Raw genomic sequence first — 19,543 nt, 5'->3', positions numbered from 1 at the left:
TGAATTTGCCCGATATCCAGAAGGCGACCCGACATGACTGATCTGACAAAACTCACCCTTGCAGGCGCCCGTGACACACTGCGTGCAGGTGATGTGACTTCCGTAGAACTGACCGAAGCGTTCCTGTCGGCCATCGACAAGGCCGATGCGCTGAACGCGTTTGTTCACAAGACGCCGGAGCTGGCTCTGGAGCGGGCCAAGGCAGCGGACGCCCGCATCCAGCAGGGCGACGCACCGGATATGTGCGGCCTTCCGATCGGCATCAAGGATCTCTTCTGCACCAAAGGTGTGCCGTCACAAGCTGCCAGCCGCATCCTCGAAGGCTTCACTCCCGAATATGAATCCACCGTTTCCCAGAAGCTGGAAGACGCGGGAGCGGTGATGCTGGGCAAGCTCAACATGGACGAATTCGCTATGGGCTCGTCCAACGAAACCTCTGTCTACGGCAACGCTGTGAACCCTTGGCGTCGAGGCAACGACAACGCGGAGCTGACTCCCGGCGGGTCGTCCGGTGGCTCGGCTGCCGCCGTGGCCGCTGATCTTTGTTTGGCGGCGACCGGCACCGACACAGGTGGCTCGATCCGCCAACCGGCAGCCTTTACCGGTATCACCGGCATCAAGCCAACTTATGGCCGATGCTCTCGCTGGGGTATCGTCGCCTTTGCGTCGTCGTTGGATCAGGCTGGTCCGATGACCAAAGACGTGCGCGATGCCGCCATCATGCTTGAGGCAATGTGTGGTCACGACGCAAAGGACAGCACGTCTGCGGATCTGGCTGTACCAAATTTTGAAGCCATGCTGACCGGCGACATCCGCGGCAAAAAAATCGGTATCCCCAAGGAATACCGCATGGAAGGCATGCCCCAAGAGATCGAGAAACTTTGGTCCGAAGGCACGGAAATGCTAAAAGCAGCTGGTGCCGAGATCGTCGACATCTCGCTGCCGCACACCAAATACGCCTTGCCAGCCTACTATGTCATCGCGCCCGCCGAGGCATCATCCAACCTCGCGCGCTACGACGGCGTTCGCTATGGTCATCGCGCCACCCTTGGCGCAGGCGATGGCATCACCGAGATGTACGAGAAAACCCGCGCCGAAGGATTTGGCCACGAGGTCCAGCGCCGCGTGATGGTCGGCACCTATGTGCTTTCGGCTGGTTTCTACGACGCCTACTACAACCGCGCGCGCCGTGTTCGCACCCTGATCAAGCAAGACTTCGAGAACGTCTTTGCGCAGGGCATCGACGCGATCCTGACACCAGCGACACCGTCTGCGGCCTTTGGCCTCGGCGAAATGACTGACGCTGACCCGATCCAGATGTACTTGAACGACGTGTTCACCGTCACGGTAAACCTCGCCGGTTTGCCGGGTGTTTCGGTGCCCACTGGATTGGACAGCCAGGGATTGCCACTGGGTCTGCAACTGATTGGCCGTCCTTGGGAAGAAGGCGATCTGCTGAACACCGCTTATGCGCTGGAACAGGCGGCGGGATTTGTAGCCAAACCGGCTCAATGGTGGTAAAACCCTGCCAAAGCTAAAAGAGCAGGCAAGGCAAATATGACACGGTTTTTCCTTACAGGATGCGCTCTGGCGGCGCTGGCAGCATGCCAGCCTGCCATCCCCGACAGCGCCGCGGGCGTTGGCTTTGACAACATCCACAACTCGCCAGAGGCCCGTGCCCAGCGCGAAGCGGAACTGACCGGAAACGCCTTGCCCAATCCGCAAGCTGTGAGCGACGAGACCATTCCCGCGGCTCCGACCGTAGCCGCGGCTCCGCTTGCCACCACGCCGACAGCTGCCCCTGTCGCAACAACGGCGACCGCAACAGTTGCGACAGCGCCCGCCCAATCTGAAGCCGCTGATATCGCTCGCGAAACACAGGCCGCGCTGAACGCAGCATCGCTGAACTCGGGTGTGAAACCCGTAGATGCGAGCCCGTCAAATCCTGCGCCAACCGTGTTCTCCAATCCCGGCATTTCGGACGAAAACAGCTTTGACGCGGTCGAGGATCGTCGCTCTATCGAAGACGATGCTGCGCGGCGCGAGCGCAATAAAGCACAATATACCGTCGTGGAAACAACCGCTGTTCCGACCCGCTCCGGAAACGCGGGGCCGAACATCGTGGCCTACGCTCTGTCGACCAAGAACCCTGTCGGCGTTAAGCAATACAACCGCCTGAACTTGAAGTCTGCCGCGCAGTTGCAAGCAGCATGTGACAAATACCCTAGTCCGGATCTCGCTCAAATGGCCTTCCTGGAAAAAGGTGGCCCCAAGAAAGACCGCCTCGGTCTGGACCCGGACGGCGACGGGTTCGCTTGCGACTGGGATCCGACCCCATTCCGCAGCGTTTCCGGCAACTAGTCCTTGTCCCAAGGGCCGCACATCACCGACCACCCTTCACCGAATTTCGGCCAGCGTCGCAATGGGCTGAAGCCGGAACTGATTGTTCTGCACTATACCGCGATGGACTCCGCCAAAGCCGCTCTGGCGCGATTATGTGATCCCGCGCCGGAAGTCTCAGCGCATTACTTGATATGTGAAAAAGGTCATATTTACAGACTGGTAGACGAAAGTATGCGGGCGTGGCACGCTGGTGCGGGGTCCTGGCAAGGTAAGTCTGACGTTAACTCCCGCTCCATCGGAATCGAACTGGACAACCGTGGCTCTCATCCGTTTTCCGAACCCCAGATGGCGGCGTTGGAACAGCTCTTGCCGATGATCATGCGCCGGTGGAACATACCGGCCGAGGGTGTCATAGGTCACTCGGACATGGCGCCGGGACGAAAGTTTGACCCCGGAACACGCTTCGACTGGCGACGATTGGCATTGCAAGGTCTGGCGCTCTGGCCAGACCAGGCGGCAGCCTTGGGTGACTGGGCCGACGCGGCCGCGAAAATCGGTTATGACACAGACAATCCCGAAGCGATCGCTGCATTTCGTGCCCGCTTTAGACCATGGGCCAACGGCGAGCCCGACGCGGAAGATGCAAGGATTGCACTTCGCCTGACAGATCGCCCCTCCGCTTGATTGCCGTGCCTTTCAGCACATTGACCTGCCGAACCTTTTCCCCTACACCCGCGAATGCGCAAAGAGCCGGATGGCCGCGGGGGTGCAAACCTACGAGGAAAGTCCGGACTCCACAAGGCAACGGTGCCGGGTAACGCCCGGCCGGGGAAACCCGAGGGAAAGCGCCACAGAGAACAGACCGCTTCCGCTTGCGGGAGTAAGGGTGAAACGGTGGGGTAAGAGCCCACCGCGTCCTTGGCAACAGGGACGGCACGGCAAGCCCCACCGGGAGCAATGCCAAATAGGGACCGCGCGTGAGCAATCACAGGGCCGCCTTGGCCCGAGCAGGTCCGGGTTGGCAGCTAGAGGGCGACTGGCAACAGGCGCTCTAGATGAATGGTCATCGAACCGGGGCAACCCGGGGAACAGAATCCGGCTTATAGGCTCTCTGCGCGTAAAAAGGCTCCGGACGTCGTTCCGGACCGGGCCACGCCCAGACGTACCCCCATGCACTGACATATGAGGACCCACTGTTTGTCGCCCAAGCTAAAGGCTTCCAAATCGGACTTTTCGGTGTGAGACGTTGCACTCCGGCACATCCGGCCACTGCAACCGCGAGCTCCCTTGCCCCGAGTGATTGTAGGCAACTTTGTTCTATGGGCCCACGAAATGGAACCACAAACACTATCACGTCAAAACGGCCGCTTAGGAGTAGCCCCGCAAAAGCAGGCACTTGCGCAACCTTCTCGAAAATGTCCTGAATACCGAGTGAAATAACTTGTCGGGAGAGCACCATGAACAAAGAGAGTATCGGATTTGTCGGGGTTGGGTTGATGGGGCACGGAATGGCGGCCAATCTTCTCAAAGCAGGCTACCCCGTCACAGTGATCGCCCATCGCAATCGTGCGCCTGTCGATGACCTGGTCTCTAAAGGCGCAGCAGAAGCTTCCTCTCTCGCCGCATTGGCAGAGGCCAGCACGGTCATACACATCTGCGCGCCCGGTTCGCCGCAAGTGGAGGCGATCGTCGACGAAATAATGCCGCATATGTCTCCCGACAGCGTCATCGTGGATTGTTCCACGGCCGACCCTACGTCGACCATGGCGCTTGCCGAAAAACTTGCGGCCGCGGGTTGCCACATGGCCGATGCACCACTGGGCGGAACGCCGGTGCAAGCTGAAGCCGGAGAATTGGCGACAATGGTTGGCGCGTCCACAGAACTCTACGACCGCCTGACGCCCGTGATCTCTGCTTGGGCGACAATAATCGTGCACATGGGACCTTCCGGCGCAGGTCACAAAATGAAGCTACTGAACAATTTTCTCGCCATGGGATATGCGTCGCTATACTCCGAAGCACTCGCGCTATCAGAGAAAGTCGGCATTACAACGCAGCAATTTGATTCCGTCATTCGTGGCAGCCGCATGGATTGCGGGTTCTACCAAACATTTATGGGTTACGCCGTCGAGGGCAATCCCGAGGCCCACAAGTTCACCCTGACAAACGCCCTCAAGGATATGCGCTATCTGGAGGCCATGGCGGACAGTGTCGACTTACCCAACCCGGTGGGAAACACGATCAAGAACAGCTTTGCCATGGCAGTGGCTGCAGGCGGTGATGGTCCCAGCGACTACGTCCCGCACCTGGTAGATTTCGTCGCCCAACGAAGCGGTGTGACAAAAGCCTAGAGGTAATGACGCCAGTCATGTCGCGGCGTAAAGCCAAGCAAACGCTTGGCCTTTTTGTTCGAATAGAATGTCTCGTCTTCGGCCATGTCCGCTTTTTGGGGAACACCATCGTAATAGCGCGCGATGATCTCAGATGTCGTCAAACCAACCGAATGATTGTCATTTGAGGCATTGAAAACCTCGTAGCCAAGCCCATTAACAGCAAGGCAACGGTCCACCAGATGTCCCAGATCGCGCGCATCGATGTAGGCAAAGATATTGCGCCGCCGCATGTCCGGATCTGCCATATATGCGGGAAAGTCCTGCGCATATTCGTGTGGTTCGATTACGTTGTTGATGCGGATGCCGTAGATATCAAAACCACTCCGGCGCTGAAAGCTACGCGCCGTCACTTCATTTACCACTTTGGACATCGCATAACTGTCTTCGGGCACCGTGGGATGCTCTTCATCGATCGGAATGTAATCCGGCTTGCGCTCGCCATCCGCAAAGCACACACCGTAAGAAGTCTCCGAGCTGGCAAAGATGATTTTTCGGACACCGAACTTCACAGCCGCATCGATCACGTTATAGGTGCCCAACGTGTTGACGCGAAAACACTCGTTGTCGGGTTTCAGCAAAATACGTGGAACCGCCGCAAAATGTACAACCGCATCAAACGCCGGCACCCCTGTACCAGGATCAAGTTCGTCAAAACCGGCATAGCTTGTCATGACATCATACACCTGACCGGCATTCGAAATGTCTGCAACGCGGTTGTCGACGCCTTCCATTTCCAAAAGCTGAAGGTCGAGATTCAGAACCCGATGACCTTGTTCCACCAGATATTGAACTGCGTGTCGTCCGGCCTTGCCGGCACCACCTGTGAACAAAACCCGCATCGACTTTCTCCTCATTCGTTGACCTCAAACTAACACCTTCCGGCCTGAAGCGTCGACAGCATCGCGTTGCATTTTGCGCATTCCCGCGTTTGCGTCGGCTTCTGGCTCCGCCTAAGGTCACCAGGAATACGACGGATCGATCAATATGACCCCATTCGAAGTCATCGCGTTGCGGCAAACGCTGAAATTTGTTTTTCTAGGCATAGGCTTACTGGCAGCCATTGGCTATGCGTTATTCTTTTGTCACCGCCCGCCTAGCCGCATGAAAACACTGGTAAAAGCGGTCCCGATGCCTGCTTTCGCCGCCGCTTCATGGATCAGCTTCGGTCATCCGGCGGTCACGATCGCCTTGTTGCTTTCTGCCGTCGGAGACATTGCACTTTCTCGCGATGGGGATCGCCCCTTTCTGATCGGGTTGATCGCTTTCGCTGCCGCGCATATCGCTTTCATCTTTCATTTCTGGACGCTCGGGGCGGGTCCGCTGGAAGCTCCCCTCCCGCTGATCCTCGCCGTGATTGTCTTTGCACTGTCCTCAGAACTTTGGCTCATCCCTTTCACTGGCGGTATGCGATGGCCTGTACGTGTTTATGTAGTGCTTATCGCGTTAATGGGCCTCACGGCGCTTGGTCTACCAGCACTACCGCTTGCCATCGCAGGCGCATTTGCCTTTTTGGCCTCCGACACAATCCTGTCGTTGCAACTTTTCCGGATGCCCGCGCACTCCTCTTGGCAACGCCCTGCCTCAATTGCGCTCTGGTCGCTCTATGCGGGCGGTCAGTTCCTTATCCTCGCAGGCAGCGGCTGGAACACGCCACTCTTTTAAGTCCCTGCGAATAATACTAAGTGGGACAAGGACGTTTCGCGGAGGCCCCAATGGCGTTTTTCTCAAAGCTCAAAGACCGGCTCTTTAAATCTTCCTCCAAGCTCGAGGAAGGGCTTGATGCCATTGTTGAGGATGGCGGTCAGGAAGAAACTGTTGAAGCCCCTGCGCCGCTACCGGAGCCACAACCAGCGCCTGATGCAGAGCCGCAATCAACGCCAACAGCGGAACCCGCCGCGGCCGAAGAGCCACCAAAGCCACAGCCTGCCGAAAAGCTTGCTACAGAGGAACCTGTGGTCGCACCGGAACCTACTCCTACACCGCAACCGAAACCGGCACCCGCGCCAACAGCACCCGCTGCTCCGAAACCGGGCCTACTTGCTCGTCTCACGGGTCGCACCACCGCGCCAACAGAAGTCAAACGCGAGCTTGACGACGACATGCTGGAGCAACTCGAAGAATTGCTCATTGCTTCGGATATGGGCGTCGACACTGCTCTGCGCGTGACAGCCAACATCGCAGAAGGCCGTATGGGGCGTCGTGTATCTTCTCGCGAAATCAAAGAGATGCTGGCGGCTGAAGTGGCCCGCATCATGGATACGGTCGCACGCCCGATGCCGCTCTACCCTTCCAAACCGCAAGTGGTTCTGGTGGTCGGCGTGAACGGCTCAGGCAAAACCACGACAATCGGCAAACTTGCCAGCCAGTTCCGTGCTGCTGGCAAATCCGTGGTGATCGCTGCCGGCGATACCTTCCGCGCCGCGGCAGTCGAACAGCTGCAGGTCTGGGGAGAACGCGCCGGAGTGCCGGTCCTGACAGCACCCGAAGGTTCCGATCCGGCTTCTTTGGCATTTGACGCAATGACCAAGGCCGAAGCCGATGGCGCAGACCTTCTTATGATCGATACAGCAGGGCGTTTGCAGAACCGTCAGGACCTGATGGAAGAACTCGCCAAAATTGTGCGCGTGATCCGCAAAAAGGACCCGGACGCGCCGCACAACACTTTGTTGGTATTGGACGCCACCACCGGCCAGAACGCGATTTCCCAGGTCGAAACTTTCCAGAAGCTCGCGGATGTCTCTGGTCTTGTGATGACCAAACTCGACGGCACAGCCAAGGGCGGGATCCTTGTCAGCCTCGCAGACAAATTCGGCCTGCCAATCCACGCCATAGGCGTCGGCGAACAGATCGACGACTTGCAGCCGTTCGATCCCGAAGAGTTTGCCGCCGCACTGACGGGTCTGGAGACAAGCTAAAGTGATGCTGCGGCCCGGAAAAAGGCCAAAGGCCCGGATCAGTGGAGTTTGCCTGCCATGAGCGACTGGCTGATCTCGCTGGAAGGCACTCCAGCTGGCCACCAGATGGCCCTGATACTCGCCCTCGCCGCCGCTTTTCTCCACGCTGTCTTTGGTGCGCTACAAAAGGGGCGCCATGATCCCTGGCTAACCCGGGGCGCAATAGACTTTTCCTATGCTGCCATGGCGGCACCGTTCGCTTTTTTCGTTGTGCCCTGGCCAGAACCGCATATGTGGCCGATCTTTGCAGGCGCGTTCGTCATCCACCTCGGTTACAAGTTTCTGCAAAGTTGGGCCTACACCAAAGGCGCCTTCACGGTCGTGTATCCTGTGGTACGCGGCACTGGCCCTTTCTTCACGGTAATCGGTGCCTATCTCATTTTCGGGGAGACATTCACCGGCGCGCAATGGCTCGGTGTACTGGTTTTGATGTCGGGCATCCTCGGCCTCGCGGTCTACAATATGATTTTCATGACCGAAGGTCGCGACACGCTGGTCTCAGCCATGGTCATTGCGTTGTTCACCGGCTTCTTTGTCGCGCTCTACACAACCTATGACGCCTATGGCATCCGCGCGACGGCAGATCCGTTCACCTTCCTTGCGTGGTTTTTCTTTATCGACGGACTGGTCTTCCCCGTCTTGGCGTTCCTGCGCTGGCGCTCCATGGCCGACGCGCCCGCCCCCGGCCCACTGATGCTGCGCGGATTTTTCGGCGGGCTCGTGGCCTTTGCGAGCTTTGGCTCTGTCATGATGGCCACCCGGCTCGACAAAGTCGGAGAAGCCGCCGTTCTTCGGGAAACGTCTCCGATTTTTGCAGCCCTGATCGGCTGGCTTGTGCTCAAGGAAACCGTCGGGCCCCGCCGCATCGCCCTTATGGCATTGATTGCAGCCGGAGCTGTGATAGTTGAGATCGGAGGATAAAGGAGCGCCCATGTCTGAAAATACGCCCGAACAGCCTGATCAGAAGGCCATCAATCCATGGCTTAAAACCGGCCTCGAATTCGGTCCGATCATCCTGTTTTTCATCGGCTACATGCGCATGAAGGACATGACCTTTACCATCGCAGGAACCGAGTATCAGGGGTTCATCATCGTAACGGCCTTGTTTGTGCCTTTGCTGATCGCCACCACAGGCATCCTTTGGAAGCTCACCGGGCACCTGTCAAAAATGCAAATTGTAACGCTGGTTCTTGTGATCATCTTTGGTGGGCTTACGGTCTGGCTCAATGATCCGAAGTTTATCAAGATGAAGCCGACCATCCTTTACGCAATGTTCGGTGGCGTGCTGGCGGTGGGCCTCGCACGCGGCCAGTCCTACCTACGTCACGTGATGGAAGGCATGATGCCCCTTCAAGACGAAGGCTGGATGATCCTGACCAAGCGCCTGATGCTGTTTTTCTTTGGCCTTGCGGTCGCCAATGAGCTGGTTTGGCGCTTGATGAGTGAGCAAGCCTGGGTCAACTTCAAAACGTTCGGGCTGACCGCTGCTGTTTTCGCCTTCTTTATGACCCAAGGAAAACTGTTCTCCGAATACGGTATCGAAGAAGAGGACGAGAGCGCCTAAAAGGCCCTCTCTCGGCCTTGAGCACACAGCCCGGGTTTTTGCTGACCAGAACGAAATCTTCGGCGACCTAAGGCTCGGACAGTCATGTCCGAGCCTCTCCCTAGCCGGGCCTGTCTACGCCGCCAATCCGCGTCCTTTGAGCAATGCCTCAACCCCCGGCAACCGCCCGCGGAAACGCTTGTAAAGATCATCTGCCTCGACTGTACCACCGGTCGACAGGATGTGTGTTTCAAGCGCCTTGGCCGTTTTTGCGTCAAACGGGCTGCCTGCTTCTTCAAAGGCCTCAAATGCATCCGCATCCATCACTTCCGACCACATGTAGCTGTAGTAACCGGAGCTATAGCCATCACCTGCAAAGACGTGCGCGAACTGTGGCGTCGCATGGCGCATGGTGATCGCGCGCGGCATTCCCAAGTCGGCCAGTACGTCGGCCTGTTTCGCCATTGGATCCGCCGGCGCATCACCGTCGTGGAACGCCAAATCCACCAGAGCCGACGCAACATACTCGACCGTAGCAAATCCTTGGTCAAAGTTTGCCGCTCCCAGTACTTTTTTCAGCATCTCGTCCGGCATCGCCGCGCCGGTCTCTGCGTGCGTTGCGAACTCTGCAAGGACTTCGGGCACCTCCAGCCAGTGTTCATAAAGCTGACTCGGCAGTTCAACAAAATCGCGCGCCACAGACGTTCCGGACACACTCTCATAGGTCACATTGCTCAACATCTGATGCAACGCATGTCCAAATTCGTGAAACAACGTCCGCGCATCGTCATAGCTCAAAAGCGCCGGATCGCCCTTTGCGAAATTGCAGACATTGATCACCACGGGGCCCTGTACTTTCGGGAATTTCGCCTGACCACGCATCGCGGAGCACCACGCGCCGGAGCGCTTGCCACCGCGGGCAAAATAGTCACCGATGAAAACCGCCACGTGTTCGCCATCACGTGTCACCTCCCACGCGCGACAGTCTTCGTGATACAGCGGCACGTCCAATTCCTTGAATTCCAGACCAAAGAGTTTCGTGGCGCAGGCAAAAGACGCCTCAATCATGCGTTCAAGCTGCAGGTAAGGTTTCAGCGCCGCCTCATCCAGATCATGTTCCGCCTTGCGCCGCTTCTCCGCATAATATCGCCAGTCCCACGGCTCGAGATCACCGTTGATCCCATCCGCATGCATCATCTCGGTCAACACAGCGCCATCCGTTTCGGCCCGCGCCTTCGCCGGCGCCCACACCGCCATCAAAAGTTCGCGAACAGCCTCAGGCGTTTTCGCCATTTCGGTCTCAAGCTTGAAATCCGCAAAGCAATTGTATCCCAAAAGCTTCGCCCGCTCTTCGCGCAACGCCAACGTTTCTGCGGCGATACCACGATTATCTGTTTCGCCTCCGTTTGCGCCGCGCGCCGCCCAGGCCGCAAATGCCTTCTCCCGCAGGTCCCGACGCGGAGAAAACTGCAGGAAAGGCACGATCAGCGAACGCGACAATGTCACCACCGGACCTCTTTTGCCCTTTTCCTCACCAGCAGCACGCGCTGCATCCACCACAAAGGCAGGCAGACCTTCAAGATCCTCTTCGCTCAGTTCCATGAACCAATCGCGCTCATCGGCCAGCAGATTTTGGGTAAACTCTGTCCCCAACACAGCAAGCCGCGACTTGATCTCTTTCATGCGCTCGTCATCCGCGCCTTCAAGTGCTGCGCCGCCGCGCACGAAGCCACGGTGTGTCAGCATGAGCACCCTGAGCTGCTCGTCGTTCAGATCAAGGGTGGCCCGATTTTCCCAAACGGCTGCAATCCGCGAGAACAACGCCTTGTTGGAAGAAATCTCTGCGCTATGTGCGGCCAGCTTCGGTGAAAACTCACGCTGCAGCGCTTCTCTCGCGGGATTGCTGTCTGCACCTGCCACAGAAAAGAACACTGACAAAACCTTATCCAGCGCCTCGCCAGCCATTTCCATCGCCTCGATCGTGTTGCCAAATGTTGGCGTTTCCGGATTGTCTGCAATCGCCGCGATCTCTGATTTGTGAGCAGCCAAAGCCTCCACGAAGGCGGGCTCAAAATCCGCGTCGCTGATCTTGTCAAATGGGGCAATCTCGAACGGGGTACTCCAGTCGCTCAAAAGCGGGTTCGTCATGGCGATGTCTCCTTTTGGCGCCAGCCTATGCGGCGCGTTCGCGAGCTGCAATCAAGCTTCGCTTCACAAACCCGAGCCCCACTGATTTTTGATGGTTACACGGCGCCGACGAAATACCGACGTGTTGCAGATGTTATGCAGATTTCGCGTCATGGGCACCGCATGTTGGGCAATCCGGTCGCCGTTTCAACATGATCTTTCGGGTCTCTCCCCACAGCGCGTCATAGATCATCATCTCGCCCCGCATTGCCGATCCGGCACCTGTGATCAGTTTGATCGCCTCAACCGCCATCATAGTCCCGATGACTCCCGGCAGCGGGCCTACCACGCCGGCTTCTGCACAGCTGGGCGCAAGCTCAGGTGCCGGAGCGCTGTCGAAAATACATTGATAGCATGGCGCATTGTTGGCTGGGTCAAAAACGCTCAATTGCCCCTCCCACTGAGAAAGCGCGCCTGAAATCAAAGGCTTGCCGAGCTTCACACAGGTTCGGTTGACCAGGTATCGCGTATCGAAATTGTCTGTACCGTCCAACACGAGATCGTACTCGCCGATCAACGATTCTGCATCGTCTTCAGACAAACGGCGATGGTACGGCTTCACCGACACAAACGGATTTTGCGCTGTCATGGCCTCAGCTGCCGAGAACACCTTGGGCTCTCCGATCATCCGATCCGGATGGATCACCTGTCTTTGCAAATTGGAATTGTCGACCACGTCGTCGTCCACCACTCCAATTGTCCCCACGCCCGCAGCCGCAAGATACAGCAACGCCGGAGATCCAAGCCCTCCGGCCCCGATCACCAATACTTTGGCATCCTTGAGCTTTTTTTGACCAAGCCCGCCCATTTCCCGCAGCACGATGTGACGCGCATACCGGTTCAACTCTGTTTCCGAAAAGGGCCCGGCTGGTGTCTCTTCAGGGGGGATTTCCGCTTGCGCATCAGCATGCGCTTTCAGGCGCAGCAGGACCGCTCGATAGCCAAAAACCAAAGCGACACCGCCACCAAGTATGGCCCATAGTGCCGCGGTTTCCCCCGTTGCCATTCTAAGGGAATTGCCATCCGGCAACACCAGATGCGCGATCAGAACCGCAAGGTACAACAGCCCGATCATCGTCCAGCGGACCCGCTTCGGAGCGCCAGTCAGGAGCCCTACGCCCCAGATAGCCGCGGCCATCGCAAACACCAAAAGCATCAGGTCACTCCAGTTGATCCAAAGCCGCCAGCGCCGCGTTCGCTCTCGCTAAGCTCTTGGTGCAATTCAAATTTCGCGCTCAATACTGGCGCGACGATCATCTGCGCAATCCGCATTCCGTGCGCGATCTCAAAAGTCTCTTGGCCGGCGTTCAGCACAATCACGCCGAGCGGCCCCCGATAGTCGCTGTCGATGGTACCAGGGCTATTGGGCAACGTGATGCCATTTTTAAGAGCCAGCCCCGATCGTGGCCGCATCTGCACCTCATAGCCCTGTGGAATTTCCAACGACAAACCAGTTGGCACCAAAGCACGGGCACCAGGTGCCAATGTTATTCCTGCACGGCCCGTCTGAGGAAAATTGGCCCTCACATCAGCACCCGCCGCCCCTTCCGTTTCATAGGACGGCATCGGTACAGACTGGTCAGCGCCTTCTAACCAGCGAAGCTTGATAAGCACTTTTGTCATGCGCGTTGTCCCTTCGGAACTCTCATCCAAGGTGAAACAGTCACAACGCCTTCGCAACGCGTTCCGCCAACAATCGCGCAACGTCTCTCTTGCCCATGCGCGGCCAGGCTTCCGCTCCACTGTCCGAAATCAACGTCACTGCGTTCTCCGTGCCCCCCATAATTCCAGTTTCGGGGCTCACGTCGTTCGCAACGATCCAGTCGCATCCCTTGCGCTCGCGTTTAGATGTAGCGTTGTCGATCACATCGTCCGTTTCGGCAGCAAACCCCACCACCAGTTTGGGGCGCCCCATAGCCATCTGACTGACCGTTGCCAGAATGTCCGGATTTTCCGCAAATTCCAGAGTGGGCAAGCCTTGCTTGGTTTTTTTGATCTTACTGTCAGACGCGCTGGCAACCCGCCAATCTGCCACCGCTGCACTGAAGATTGCTGCATCCACCGGCAAAGCGCCCTGCACCGCCTGCATCATTTCCTGAGCCGTTTCGACCTCAACCAAATGCACTCCGTGCGGACGTCCCGCCTCCGCCGGACCAGTCACAAAAACAACCTCGGCGCCTTGCGCGACCATTGCTTCGGCAATCGCTGTTCCTTGCGCACCTGAGGACCGGTTGGCGATATACCGGACCGGATCTATAGGCTCGTGAGTGGGGCCGGAAGTTACCAGAACACGTCGACCAGACAGAGGGCCAACTTTCATTGCACCTTCAATTGCCGCAACAATTTCAAGCGGTTCAGACATCCGGCCCGGCCCGTATTCACCACAGGCCATATCGCCTTCGTTGGGTCCGACGAACCCCACACCATCGTTTTGCAGTGTCTCCAGATTTCGTTGTGTTGCAGGATGCTCCCACATGCGCACGTTCATTGCGGGCGCCGTCAAAACTGGCGTATCCGTTGCCAAAAGCAGCGTCGACGCCAGATCATTGGCCATACCGTTGGCCATCTTCGCCAGCAAATCCGCCGTCGCCGGAGCGACAACGATCAGGTCAGCCGAGCGGGAAAGCTGAATATGCCCCATCTCCGCCTCATCCGTAAGGTCGAACAGGTCTCGGTACACTTTCTCGCCCGCAAGCGAAGACACCGACAAAGGCGTCACGAACTCCTCGGCTGCACGCGTCAATACGGGTGTTACCCAAGCGCCGCGCTCTCGCAGCCGCCTAATCAGATCGAGCGATTTATAGGCGGCAATACCACCCGCAATGATCAGGAGAATGCGCTTATCCGTCAGCATGTTGTCGGCCTTCTTTGTCACAGTAGACCAAACCTATGTCGCTGGCGCGCGCGACACAAGCAACGGTTGCTATCTGAACGCGGCACAAGGATCTTCCCTTTCCGCAGCTTCTGTGACCAACCAAAAATCGTACGGCACGCTGGCGTCAGGCGCGGCCTCAAACTGACCAATCGACAGGACTGAGACGTTTTTCCCGATGAGGGCCGACGCACCCCAATCTGTGCGGGCGTGGCCGTTTCCGGTGACGACGGCCACCGGCCCACCGGTCGCTTCCAGGGCCTCAACAGCCGCACGAGCCAACGTAGCATCTCGCAGGCGTTGAGCCAAAACCATACCCGGCAGCATTTCAGCCGGAAGCGCGTCACAATGCGCCGCCATTTGCTTGGCTTCACGCTCCGTTTGCTGCTCCGAAGGCAAGGCGTCCAACAGGCCGAACTCGCCTGCCCGGTCACCAAATGCCGAAGCCACATCGCCCCCCATCACAGCGTCGCGTGCCGACGATCTGGGGACTTGCGCTCCGAAAATCGCAGCTCCTGCGCTTGCAGAAAACACAGGGAAGTACATTGCAAAGTCCGGCCAACCACTATTATCCCAATCCAACGCCTCCCTAAGACCGGACTCGTCGTTCATCAGCTCCGGTGTCACTTTCTGTGCCGCGTCTGGCGTCAACATTTCAAAGACAACCGCGGCCGGTCTTAGAGCCGCAAGAGCCACCGCCTGATTGTCATGATGATGCGGGTTGTCATGTACCTCCCCCAGAAACACCACCTGAGCCGAGGGCAGATCCGTCAATTCCTTGGCCGAAATCTCTTTGGCGATTGAGAAGTTTGGCACGATCATCAAAGCGGTGGCCGTCACTGTAAAAAACGTTTTCATACTCGTCCTTTCTCAGGCCCGGACCGTCGAGGTAATATTAATCCAGAATTCAACTCAACTTAACAACGCAGCGCACGGCCTCTTGCACTCGCCGCATCTTTTGCCAATCTACGCGCCAGCGCAATGGACGGATGACACATGCTGCAAAAACTGAGTCTGATCCTCGGCGGAGCTTCCTCCGGTAAGTCGGCGTTTGCCGAGTCGTTGGTCGTCGCTACAAAGGCGCCGCGCGTCTATCTTGCGACATCACAGGCGTTTGACGACGAGATGCGTGCAAAGATTGCTGCACACCTTGATCAAAGAGGTCCTGACTGGCGCACGATCGAAAGCCCGCTCGACACCGCGCATGCGCTCTCTCAAGTCGCTGAATCCGAAGTGGTTCTGCTGGATTGCGCCACGATGTGGCTGTCCAACCACCTATTGGCAGAAAGCGATATTGCCGCAGAGCAAGAAAGGCTGCTGACAGCACTTTCAAACTGCAATGGCAGGATCGTTGTGGTCACAAACGAAGTAGGCCTTGACGTTGTGCCAGACAACAAACTCGCGAGGCAGTTCAGAGACGCCCAAGGCAAACTCAATCAAGCCATTGCCGCCCAGGCAGATTTGGCAGTTCTGGTTGTTGCCGGCCTACCGATGCTTTTGAAGGGAGAACTGCCGTGACCAGACTACACCTTGTCCGACATGGCCCAACCCACGCCAAGACTATGGTCGGCTGGTCGGACCTGCCCGCAGATTTGTCGGACACCGCAGCGATAAACCGGCTATCCGGGTTTCTTCCGAAAAGCGGTCTGATCATTTCATCGGACCTGTCGCGTACGATTGCAACTGCGGATGCGATCCAAGGCGAGCGCCGTCGCCTGCCCCACGACCCGGATCTCAGAGAAATCCATTTCGGGGATTGGGAACTCAGGAAATTTAAAGAAATTGAGGCCGAAGACCCTGACCGCATCCGCGCATACTGGGAGCATCCCGGCGATGTTCGGCCTCCGAACGGCGAAAGCTGGAACGAAGTCGCCACCCGCGTAAACCGGGGCATCGACCGCTTGATTGCAGGCCACGCAGGGGAGGATCTGATCGTTGTTGTGCATTTCGGGGTGATCCTGACGCAGGTCCAGCGCGCCGAGTGCCTCACAGCCTCCGAGGTCTTTGCGCACCGCATCGACAATCTGTCAGTCACGTCAATCCAGATCGAAAACAATAACTGGTCCCTCCAGCACATCAATCACATTCCGTGATACACTCCTCCAAAATCTTTCGCTTTGCTGATACCTAGTCCGCCATTAACCTCATCGCCATGACTTATCAGCTTCTACTGGGCGACTACGCCTACTCTTCATGGTCGCTGCGCGGCTGGCTTTTGTTTGAAAAATTTGGAATCTCCCGTGACCAGACCATGGTGGATTTCTCAGACCTCTCTGTGGCCGAACAACTGGTCAAATTCGCGCCCGCGCGAACGGTTCCAACAATGATCACACCAGAAGGCGCGGTCGTCTCTGACAGCCTCTCGATCGCCGAGGAACTGGCCTCGCGTCACCCCGAAGCAGGCCTGTGGCCAACCGATATCAAGGCCCGTGCAACAGCCCGAACGCTTGCCGCGGAAATGCACTCGGGCTTTACTGCGTTACGGTCGGACTGCCCGATGAATCTGAGGATTTCTTATCAGGACGCCGCGCCGTCAGACAGCGTCCTCGAGGACCTTGCGAGAATTGAGGCCATCTGGTCCCACGCCCGCGAAACCACCAAGCCCGAGGGGCCATGGTTGTGCGGCGACTATTCCGTCGCGGATGCAATGTTTGCCCCCGTTGCAGCGCGGATTGCCGGTTACAACCTACCAGTAGGAAGCGCGGCCAACGACTATGTTGCTGCCCACCTTACCGATCCTGCCTTCAGGCGCTGGCGTGCCATGGGCATGGTCCACGGAGCGACACTGCCATGGTACGCTAAGGAGTTCGACACACGTCCTTGGCCCGGCCCGAAACCACTTGACGCGCAAGCCGTCGAAACGGGCACTTCGGAGAATACCGAATGCCCCTACTCCGGTAAGCCGGTGACACATCTGATGCAATTGAACGGCCGTACTTTCGGCATGTGCAATGCTTTCTGCCGGGACAAAACCGTAGCGGACCCAGAAGCATGGCCCGCCTTCACAGCTTTGCTGTGACAAGAAATTAACCTTTCAATAACCAAAACCCGCGTACCGTTCTTAACGATTGTTAAGCATTTTCTGTAAGCGGGTTTTGGTATGGTGGCTCGGTCCTACACGGTCGCGTTCGAAGGCGTTGAGGCCCATCAAGTCGAGGTCCAATGCGCCGTAACCCCCGGGCTTCCAGCCTTCTCAATCGTTGGGTTGCCCGACAAAGCTGTCAGCGAGGCACGTGACCGCGTCCGATCCGCCTTGGCCTCAATGGCCATTGCGCTTCCCTCAAAGCGTATCACTATAAACCTGTCCCCTGCGGATCTGCCCAAGGAAGGTTCACATTTTGACCTTCCAATCGCCGTGGCGCTTCTGGCGGCCATCGGAATTATTCCAGAGGACGCCTCTGAAGGTTCTGTCAGTCTCGGAGAACTGTCTTTGGACGGCTCACTTGTCGCCGTTACCGGTGCCCTCCCCGCAGCCATGGCGGCAGCCGAGGATGATCGCGCGCTCTTGTGCCCCAGCGCGTCCAGCCCCGAAGCTGCATGGGTCGCCGCAACCCAAGTAATCGGAGCAAAGTCTCTTGCCGACGTTGTGAGACATTTTTCCGGGCAATCCCCGCTTCCGCCGTCTGAGCCAGGAGAAGTCCACCATGCAAAGGCATCCAAGGACATGCGCGATGTCAAAGGACAGGAACGCGCAAAACGCGCACTCGAAATCGCCGCGGCGGGGCGTCATCACCTGTTCATGGTAGGGGCACCCGGGTCAGGCAAATCCATGCTCGCAGCCCGCTTGCCTACGATTTTGCCTCCGCTAAGCCCCGCTGAGGCACTGGAAACGTCCATGATACACTCCGTGGCCGGTCTGCTGGATCAGGGGGGAATATCACGAGCGCGCCCATTTCGGGAACCACATCACACCGCATCCATGGCGGCAATTGTCGGCGGCGGGCGAAGGGCCGCACCCGGAGAAATATCTTTGGCACATAATGGTGTTCTGTTCATGGACGAACTGCCGGAATTCTCACGTCCCGTTTTGGAAACCCTTCGCCAACCCATCGAAACAGGTAAAGTGATGATTGCTCGCGCCAACGCCCATGTAACATACCCTTGCCGGTTCATGCTGATCGCCGCAGCCAATCCATGCCGGTGCGGACACATGTTCGATCCAGCACAGGCATGTGCACGAGTCCCGAATTGTGGCGAAGACTATCTTGGCCGCCTGTCCGGTCCCTTGCTGGACCGGCTCGACCTTCGTATCGAAGTGCCGCCGGTCTCGTTTTCCGACCTCGATCTGCCGGCATCCGGCGATACATCAGAAGTCGTCGCGTCTCGGGTCAAGATGGCCAGCGACCGCCAGCTAAAACGGTTTGAGGGTCTTGCGGGTATTCGAGCCAATGCTGATGCCCACGGGAGTCTGCTTGAAGAAATTGCAAAACCCGACGCGGAAGGCCGTGATCTTTTGTCCAAGGTCGCTGAAAAGTTCGGACTTTCAGCCCGCGGGTTTCACCGCGTGATGCGTGTCGCTCGCACCATTGCAGATCTTGCCGGGTCGGACACCGTCCGGAAACCGCATCTGGCGGAAGCCATCAGCTTTCGCTTGCGCCTACAAACAGAACTGTAAGTTAAACCGTTAAATAAGTTGCGAATATCCCATAGAGAGATAACGTCTCATTGTTTTCAACCAGAAAACGTTCAACTTTGAGACGAGGAAATTATGTCAGATATCGCATACATCGGTGAAATTCGTTTATTTGGTTTCGATTGGGCCCCCCGAGATTGGGCCCTTTGTCATGGTCAGCTTCTTTCCATCAACGACAACACAACACTCTATTCCCTGATCGGAACCCGTTTTGGCGGTAATGGGAGGACAACTTTTGCCCTGCCCGACCTGCGTGGCCGCGTGGCAGTCCACCAAGGACAAGCCCCCGGATTAAACAACTACATGCTTGGTCAGAAATCCGGCATGGAGATGGTGCAGTTGACGGTGAATGAAATGCCAAGTCACACGCACAACCCGCAAAGCAGCAATCAGCCCGGCAATCAGCAGTCCCCCAACAACGGCGTTTGCGCCGATGAAACCAACGAAACCTTTTCGCTGTACCAATCTGCAGCTGACGGGGTGATGCTTCCGACAACCGCTGCCGGCGGCAATCAGGCTCACGACAACATGCAGCCTTATCTTGTGGCGAACTACTGTATCTGTATGAACGGCATCTACCCGTCGCGTTCATAAAACAGCCCGCAAAAGACTTTGCGC

At 57.4% G+C, this 19,543-nt stretch carries 19 protein-coding genes and 1 other RNA gene; 14 read left to right on the top strand and 6 right to left on the bottom strand.

Annotation, left to right across the window (positions count from 1 at the left end; all coding sequences use genetic code 11):
- Positions 1-33 precede the first annotated feature (33 nt).
- From gatA to BXY66_RS03140, 5 genes are all read left to right on the top strand, one after another.
- On the top strand, positions 34-1,521 hold the full coding sequence (gatA, locus tag BXY66_RS03160; protein WP_132858722.1) for an Asp-tRNA(Asn)/Glu-tRNA(Gln) amidotransferase subunit GatA: 1,488 nt from the start codon (positions 34-36) through the stop codon (positions 1,519-1,521).
- A gap of 36 nt (positions 1,522-1,557) precedes the next feature.
- Positions 1,558-2,361, top strand: a complete 804-nt coding sequence (locus tag BXY66_RS03155; protein WP_132858721.1) for a hypothetical protein — start codon at positions 1,558-1,560, stop codon at positions 2,359-2,361.
- Between the two features lie 3 nt (positions 2,362-2,364).
- Entirely contained in the window at positions 2,365-3,027 is a 663-nt protein-coding gene (locus BXY66_RS03150) for an N-acetylmuramoyl-L-alanine amidase (protein ID WP_243694284.1), read from the top strand.
- Between the two features lie 58 nt (positions 3,028-3,085).
- An RNA gene (gene rnpB, locus BXY66_RS03145) (RNase P RNA component class A) lies at positions 3,086-3,462 on the top strand.
- Between the two features lie 338 nt (positions 3,463-3,800).
- On the top strand, positions 3,801-4,694 hold the full coding sequence (locus tag BXY66_RS03140) for an NAD(P)-dependent oxidoreductase (RefSeq protein ID WP_132858720.1): 894 nt from the start codon (positions 3,801-3,803) through the stop codon (positions 4,692-4,694).
- Here the strand turns inward: BXY66_RS03140 and BXY66_RS03135 are convergent.
- On the bottom strand, positions 4,691-5,575 hold the full coding sequence (locus tag BXY66_RS03135) for an NAD-dependent epimerase/dehydratase family protein (protein ID WP_132858719.1): 885 nt from the start codon (positions 5,573-5,575) through the stop codon (positions 4,691-4,693). The two genes, BXY66_RS03140 and BXY66_RS03135, sit on opposite strands and share 4 nt — an antisense overlap.
- A gap of 262 nt (positions 5,576-5,837) precedes the next feature.
- Between BXY66_RS03135 and BXY66_RS03130 the strand changes: the two genes are divergently transcribed.
- The 4 genes from BXY66_RS03130 to BXY66_RS03115 are packed head-to-tail and all read left to right on the top strand — an operon-like array spanning position 5,838 to position 9,254.
- Positions 5,838-6,398 (top strand): lysoplasmalogenase family protein, encoded by a 561-nt coding sequence (locus BXY66_RS03130; protein ID WP_165929093.1) that lies wholly within the window; start codon positions 5,838-5,840, stop codon positions 6,396-6,398.
- Positions 6,399-6,448: 50 nt separating this feature from the next.
- On the top strand, positions 6,449-7,651 hold the full coding sequence (gene ftsY, locus BXY66_RS03125; RefSeq protein WP_132858717.1) for a signal recognition particle-docking protein FtsY: 1,203 nt from the start codon (positions 6,449-6,451) through the stop codon (positions 7,649-7,651).
- A 57-nt stretch (positions 7,652-7,708) separates the two neighbouring features.
- A complete protein-coding gene (locus BXY66_RS03120) occupies positions 7,709-8,611 on the top strand; it encodes an EamA family transporter (protein WP_132858716.1) in 903 nt (300 codons plus the stop codon).
- 10 nt (positions 8,612-8,621) lie between these two features.
- Positions 8,622-9,254, top strand: a complete 633-nt coding sequence (locus tag BXY66_RS03115) for an inner membrane-spanning protein YciB (protein WP_132858715.1) — start codon at positions 8,622-8,624, stop codon at positions 9,252-9,254.
- 114 nt (positions 9,255-9,368) lie between these two features.
- Here the strand turns inward: BXY66_RS03115 and BXY66_RS03110 are convergent, their stop codons facing one another.
- From BXY66_RS03110 to BXY66_RS03090, 5 genes are all read right to left on the bottom strand, one after another.
- Positions 9,369-11,381 (bottom strand): M3 family metallopeptidase, encoded by a 2,013-nt coding sequence (locus BXY66_RS03110; RefSeq protein WP_132858714.1) that lies wholly within the window; start codon positions 11,379-11,381, stop codon positions 9,369-9,371.
- Positions 11,382-11,514: 133 nt separating this feature from the next.
- Complete coding sequence (locus BXY66_RS03105; protein ID WP_132858713.1) at positions 11,515-12,576, bottom strand: HesA/MoeB/ThiF family protein; 1,062 nt, start codon at positions 12,574-12,576, stop codon at positions 11,515-11,517.
- Entirely contained in the window at positions 12,576-13,043 is a 468-nt protein-coding gene (gene dut / locus BXY66_RS03100; RefSeq protein WP_132858712.1) for a dUTP diphosphatase, read from the bottom strand. The genes BXY66_RS03105 and dut overlap by 1 nt, the downstream gene beginning before the upstream one ends.
- Before the next feature lie 40 nt (positions 13,044-13,083).
- Positions 13,084-14,274, bottom strand: coding sequence for a bifunctional phosphopantothenoylcysteine decarboxylase/phosphopantothenate--cysteine ligase CoaBC (coaBC, locus tag BXY66_RS03095; protein ID WP_132858711.1), 1,191 nt, complete (start codon positions 14,272-14,274; stop codon positions 13,084-13,086).
- 69 nt (positions 14,275-14,343) lie between these two features.
- The gene (locus BXY66_RS03090) at positions 14,344-15,150 is read right to left on the bottom strand and encodes a ChaN family lipoprotein (protein ID WP_243694283.1); all 807 of its coding nucleotides are present in this window, start codon (positions 15,148-15,150) and stop codon (positions 14,344-14,346) included.
- 138 nt (positions 15,151-15,288) lie between these two features.
- On the opposite strand from BXY66_RS03090, the gene cobU reads away from it, so the two are divergent.
- The 5 genes from cobU (at position 15,289) to BXY66_RS03065 (ending at position 19,519) form a co-directional block, all read left to right on the top strand.
- Positions 15,289-15,810, top strand: a complete 522-nt coding sequence (cobU, locus tag BXY66_RS03085; RefSeq protein WP_132858710.1) for a bifunctional adenosylcobinamide kinase/adenosylcobinamide-phosphate guanylyltransferase — start codon at positions 15,289-15,291, stop codon at positions 15,808-15,810.
- A complete protein-coding gene (locus BXY66_RS03080; protein WP_132858709.1) occupies positions 15,807-16,385 on the top strand; it encodes a histidine phosphatase family protein in 579 nt (192 codons plus the stop codon). The genes cobU and BXY66_RS03080 overlap by 4 nt, the downstream gene beginning before the upstream one ends.
- A 59-nt stretch (positions 16,386-16,444) precedes the next feature.
- The gene (locus BXY66_RS03075; RefSeq protein ID WP_132858708.1) at positions 16,445-17,311 is read left to right on the top strand and encodes a glutathione S-transferase; all 867 of its coding nucleotides are present in this window, start codon (positions 16,445-16,447) and stop codon (positions 17,309-17,311) included.
- A gap of 81 nt (positions 17,312-17,392) precedes the next feature.
- Positions 17,393-18,907 (top strand): YifB family Mg chelatase-like AAA ATPase, encoded by a 1,515-nt coding sequence (locus BXY66_RS03070; RefSeq protein WP_132858707.1) that lies wholly within the window; start codon positions 17,393-17,395, stop codon positions 18,905-18,907.
- Between the two features lie 93 nt (positions 18,908-19,000).
- Positions 19,001-19,519, top strand: coding sequence for a phage tail protein (locus BXY66_RS03065; protein ID WP_132858706.1), 519 nt, complete (start codon positions 19,001-19,003; stop codon positions 19,517-19,519).
- Positions 19,520-19,543 lie beyond the last annotated feature (24 nt).

The organism is Shimia isoporae, from assembly GCF_004346865.1.
Taxonomy (GTDB): Bacteria; Pseudomonadota; Alphaproteobacteria; order Rhodobacterales; family Rhodobacteraceae; genus Shimia; species Shimia isoporae.
Note: the sequence above shows the minus strand (reverse complement) of the source record. Positions and strands in the feature narration are given on the sequence as shown.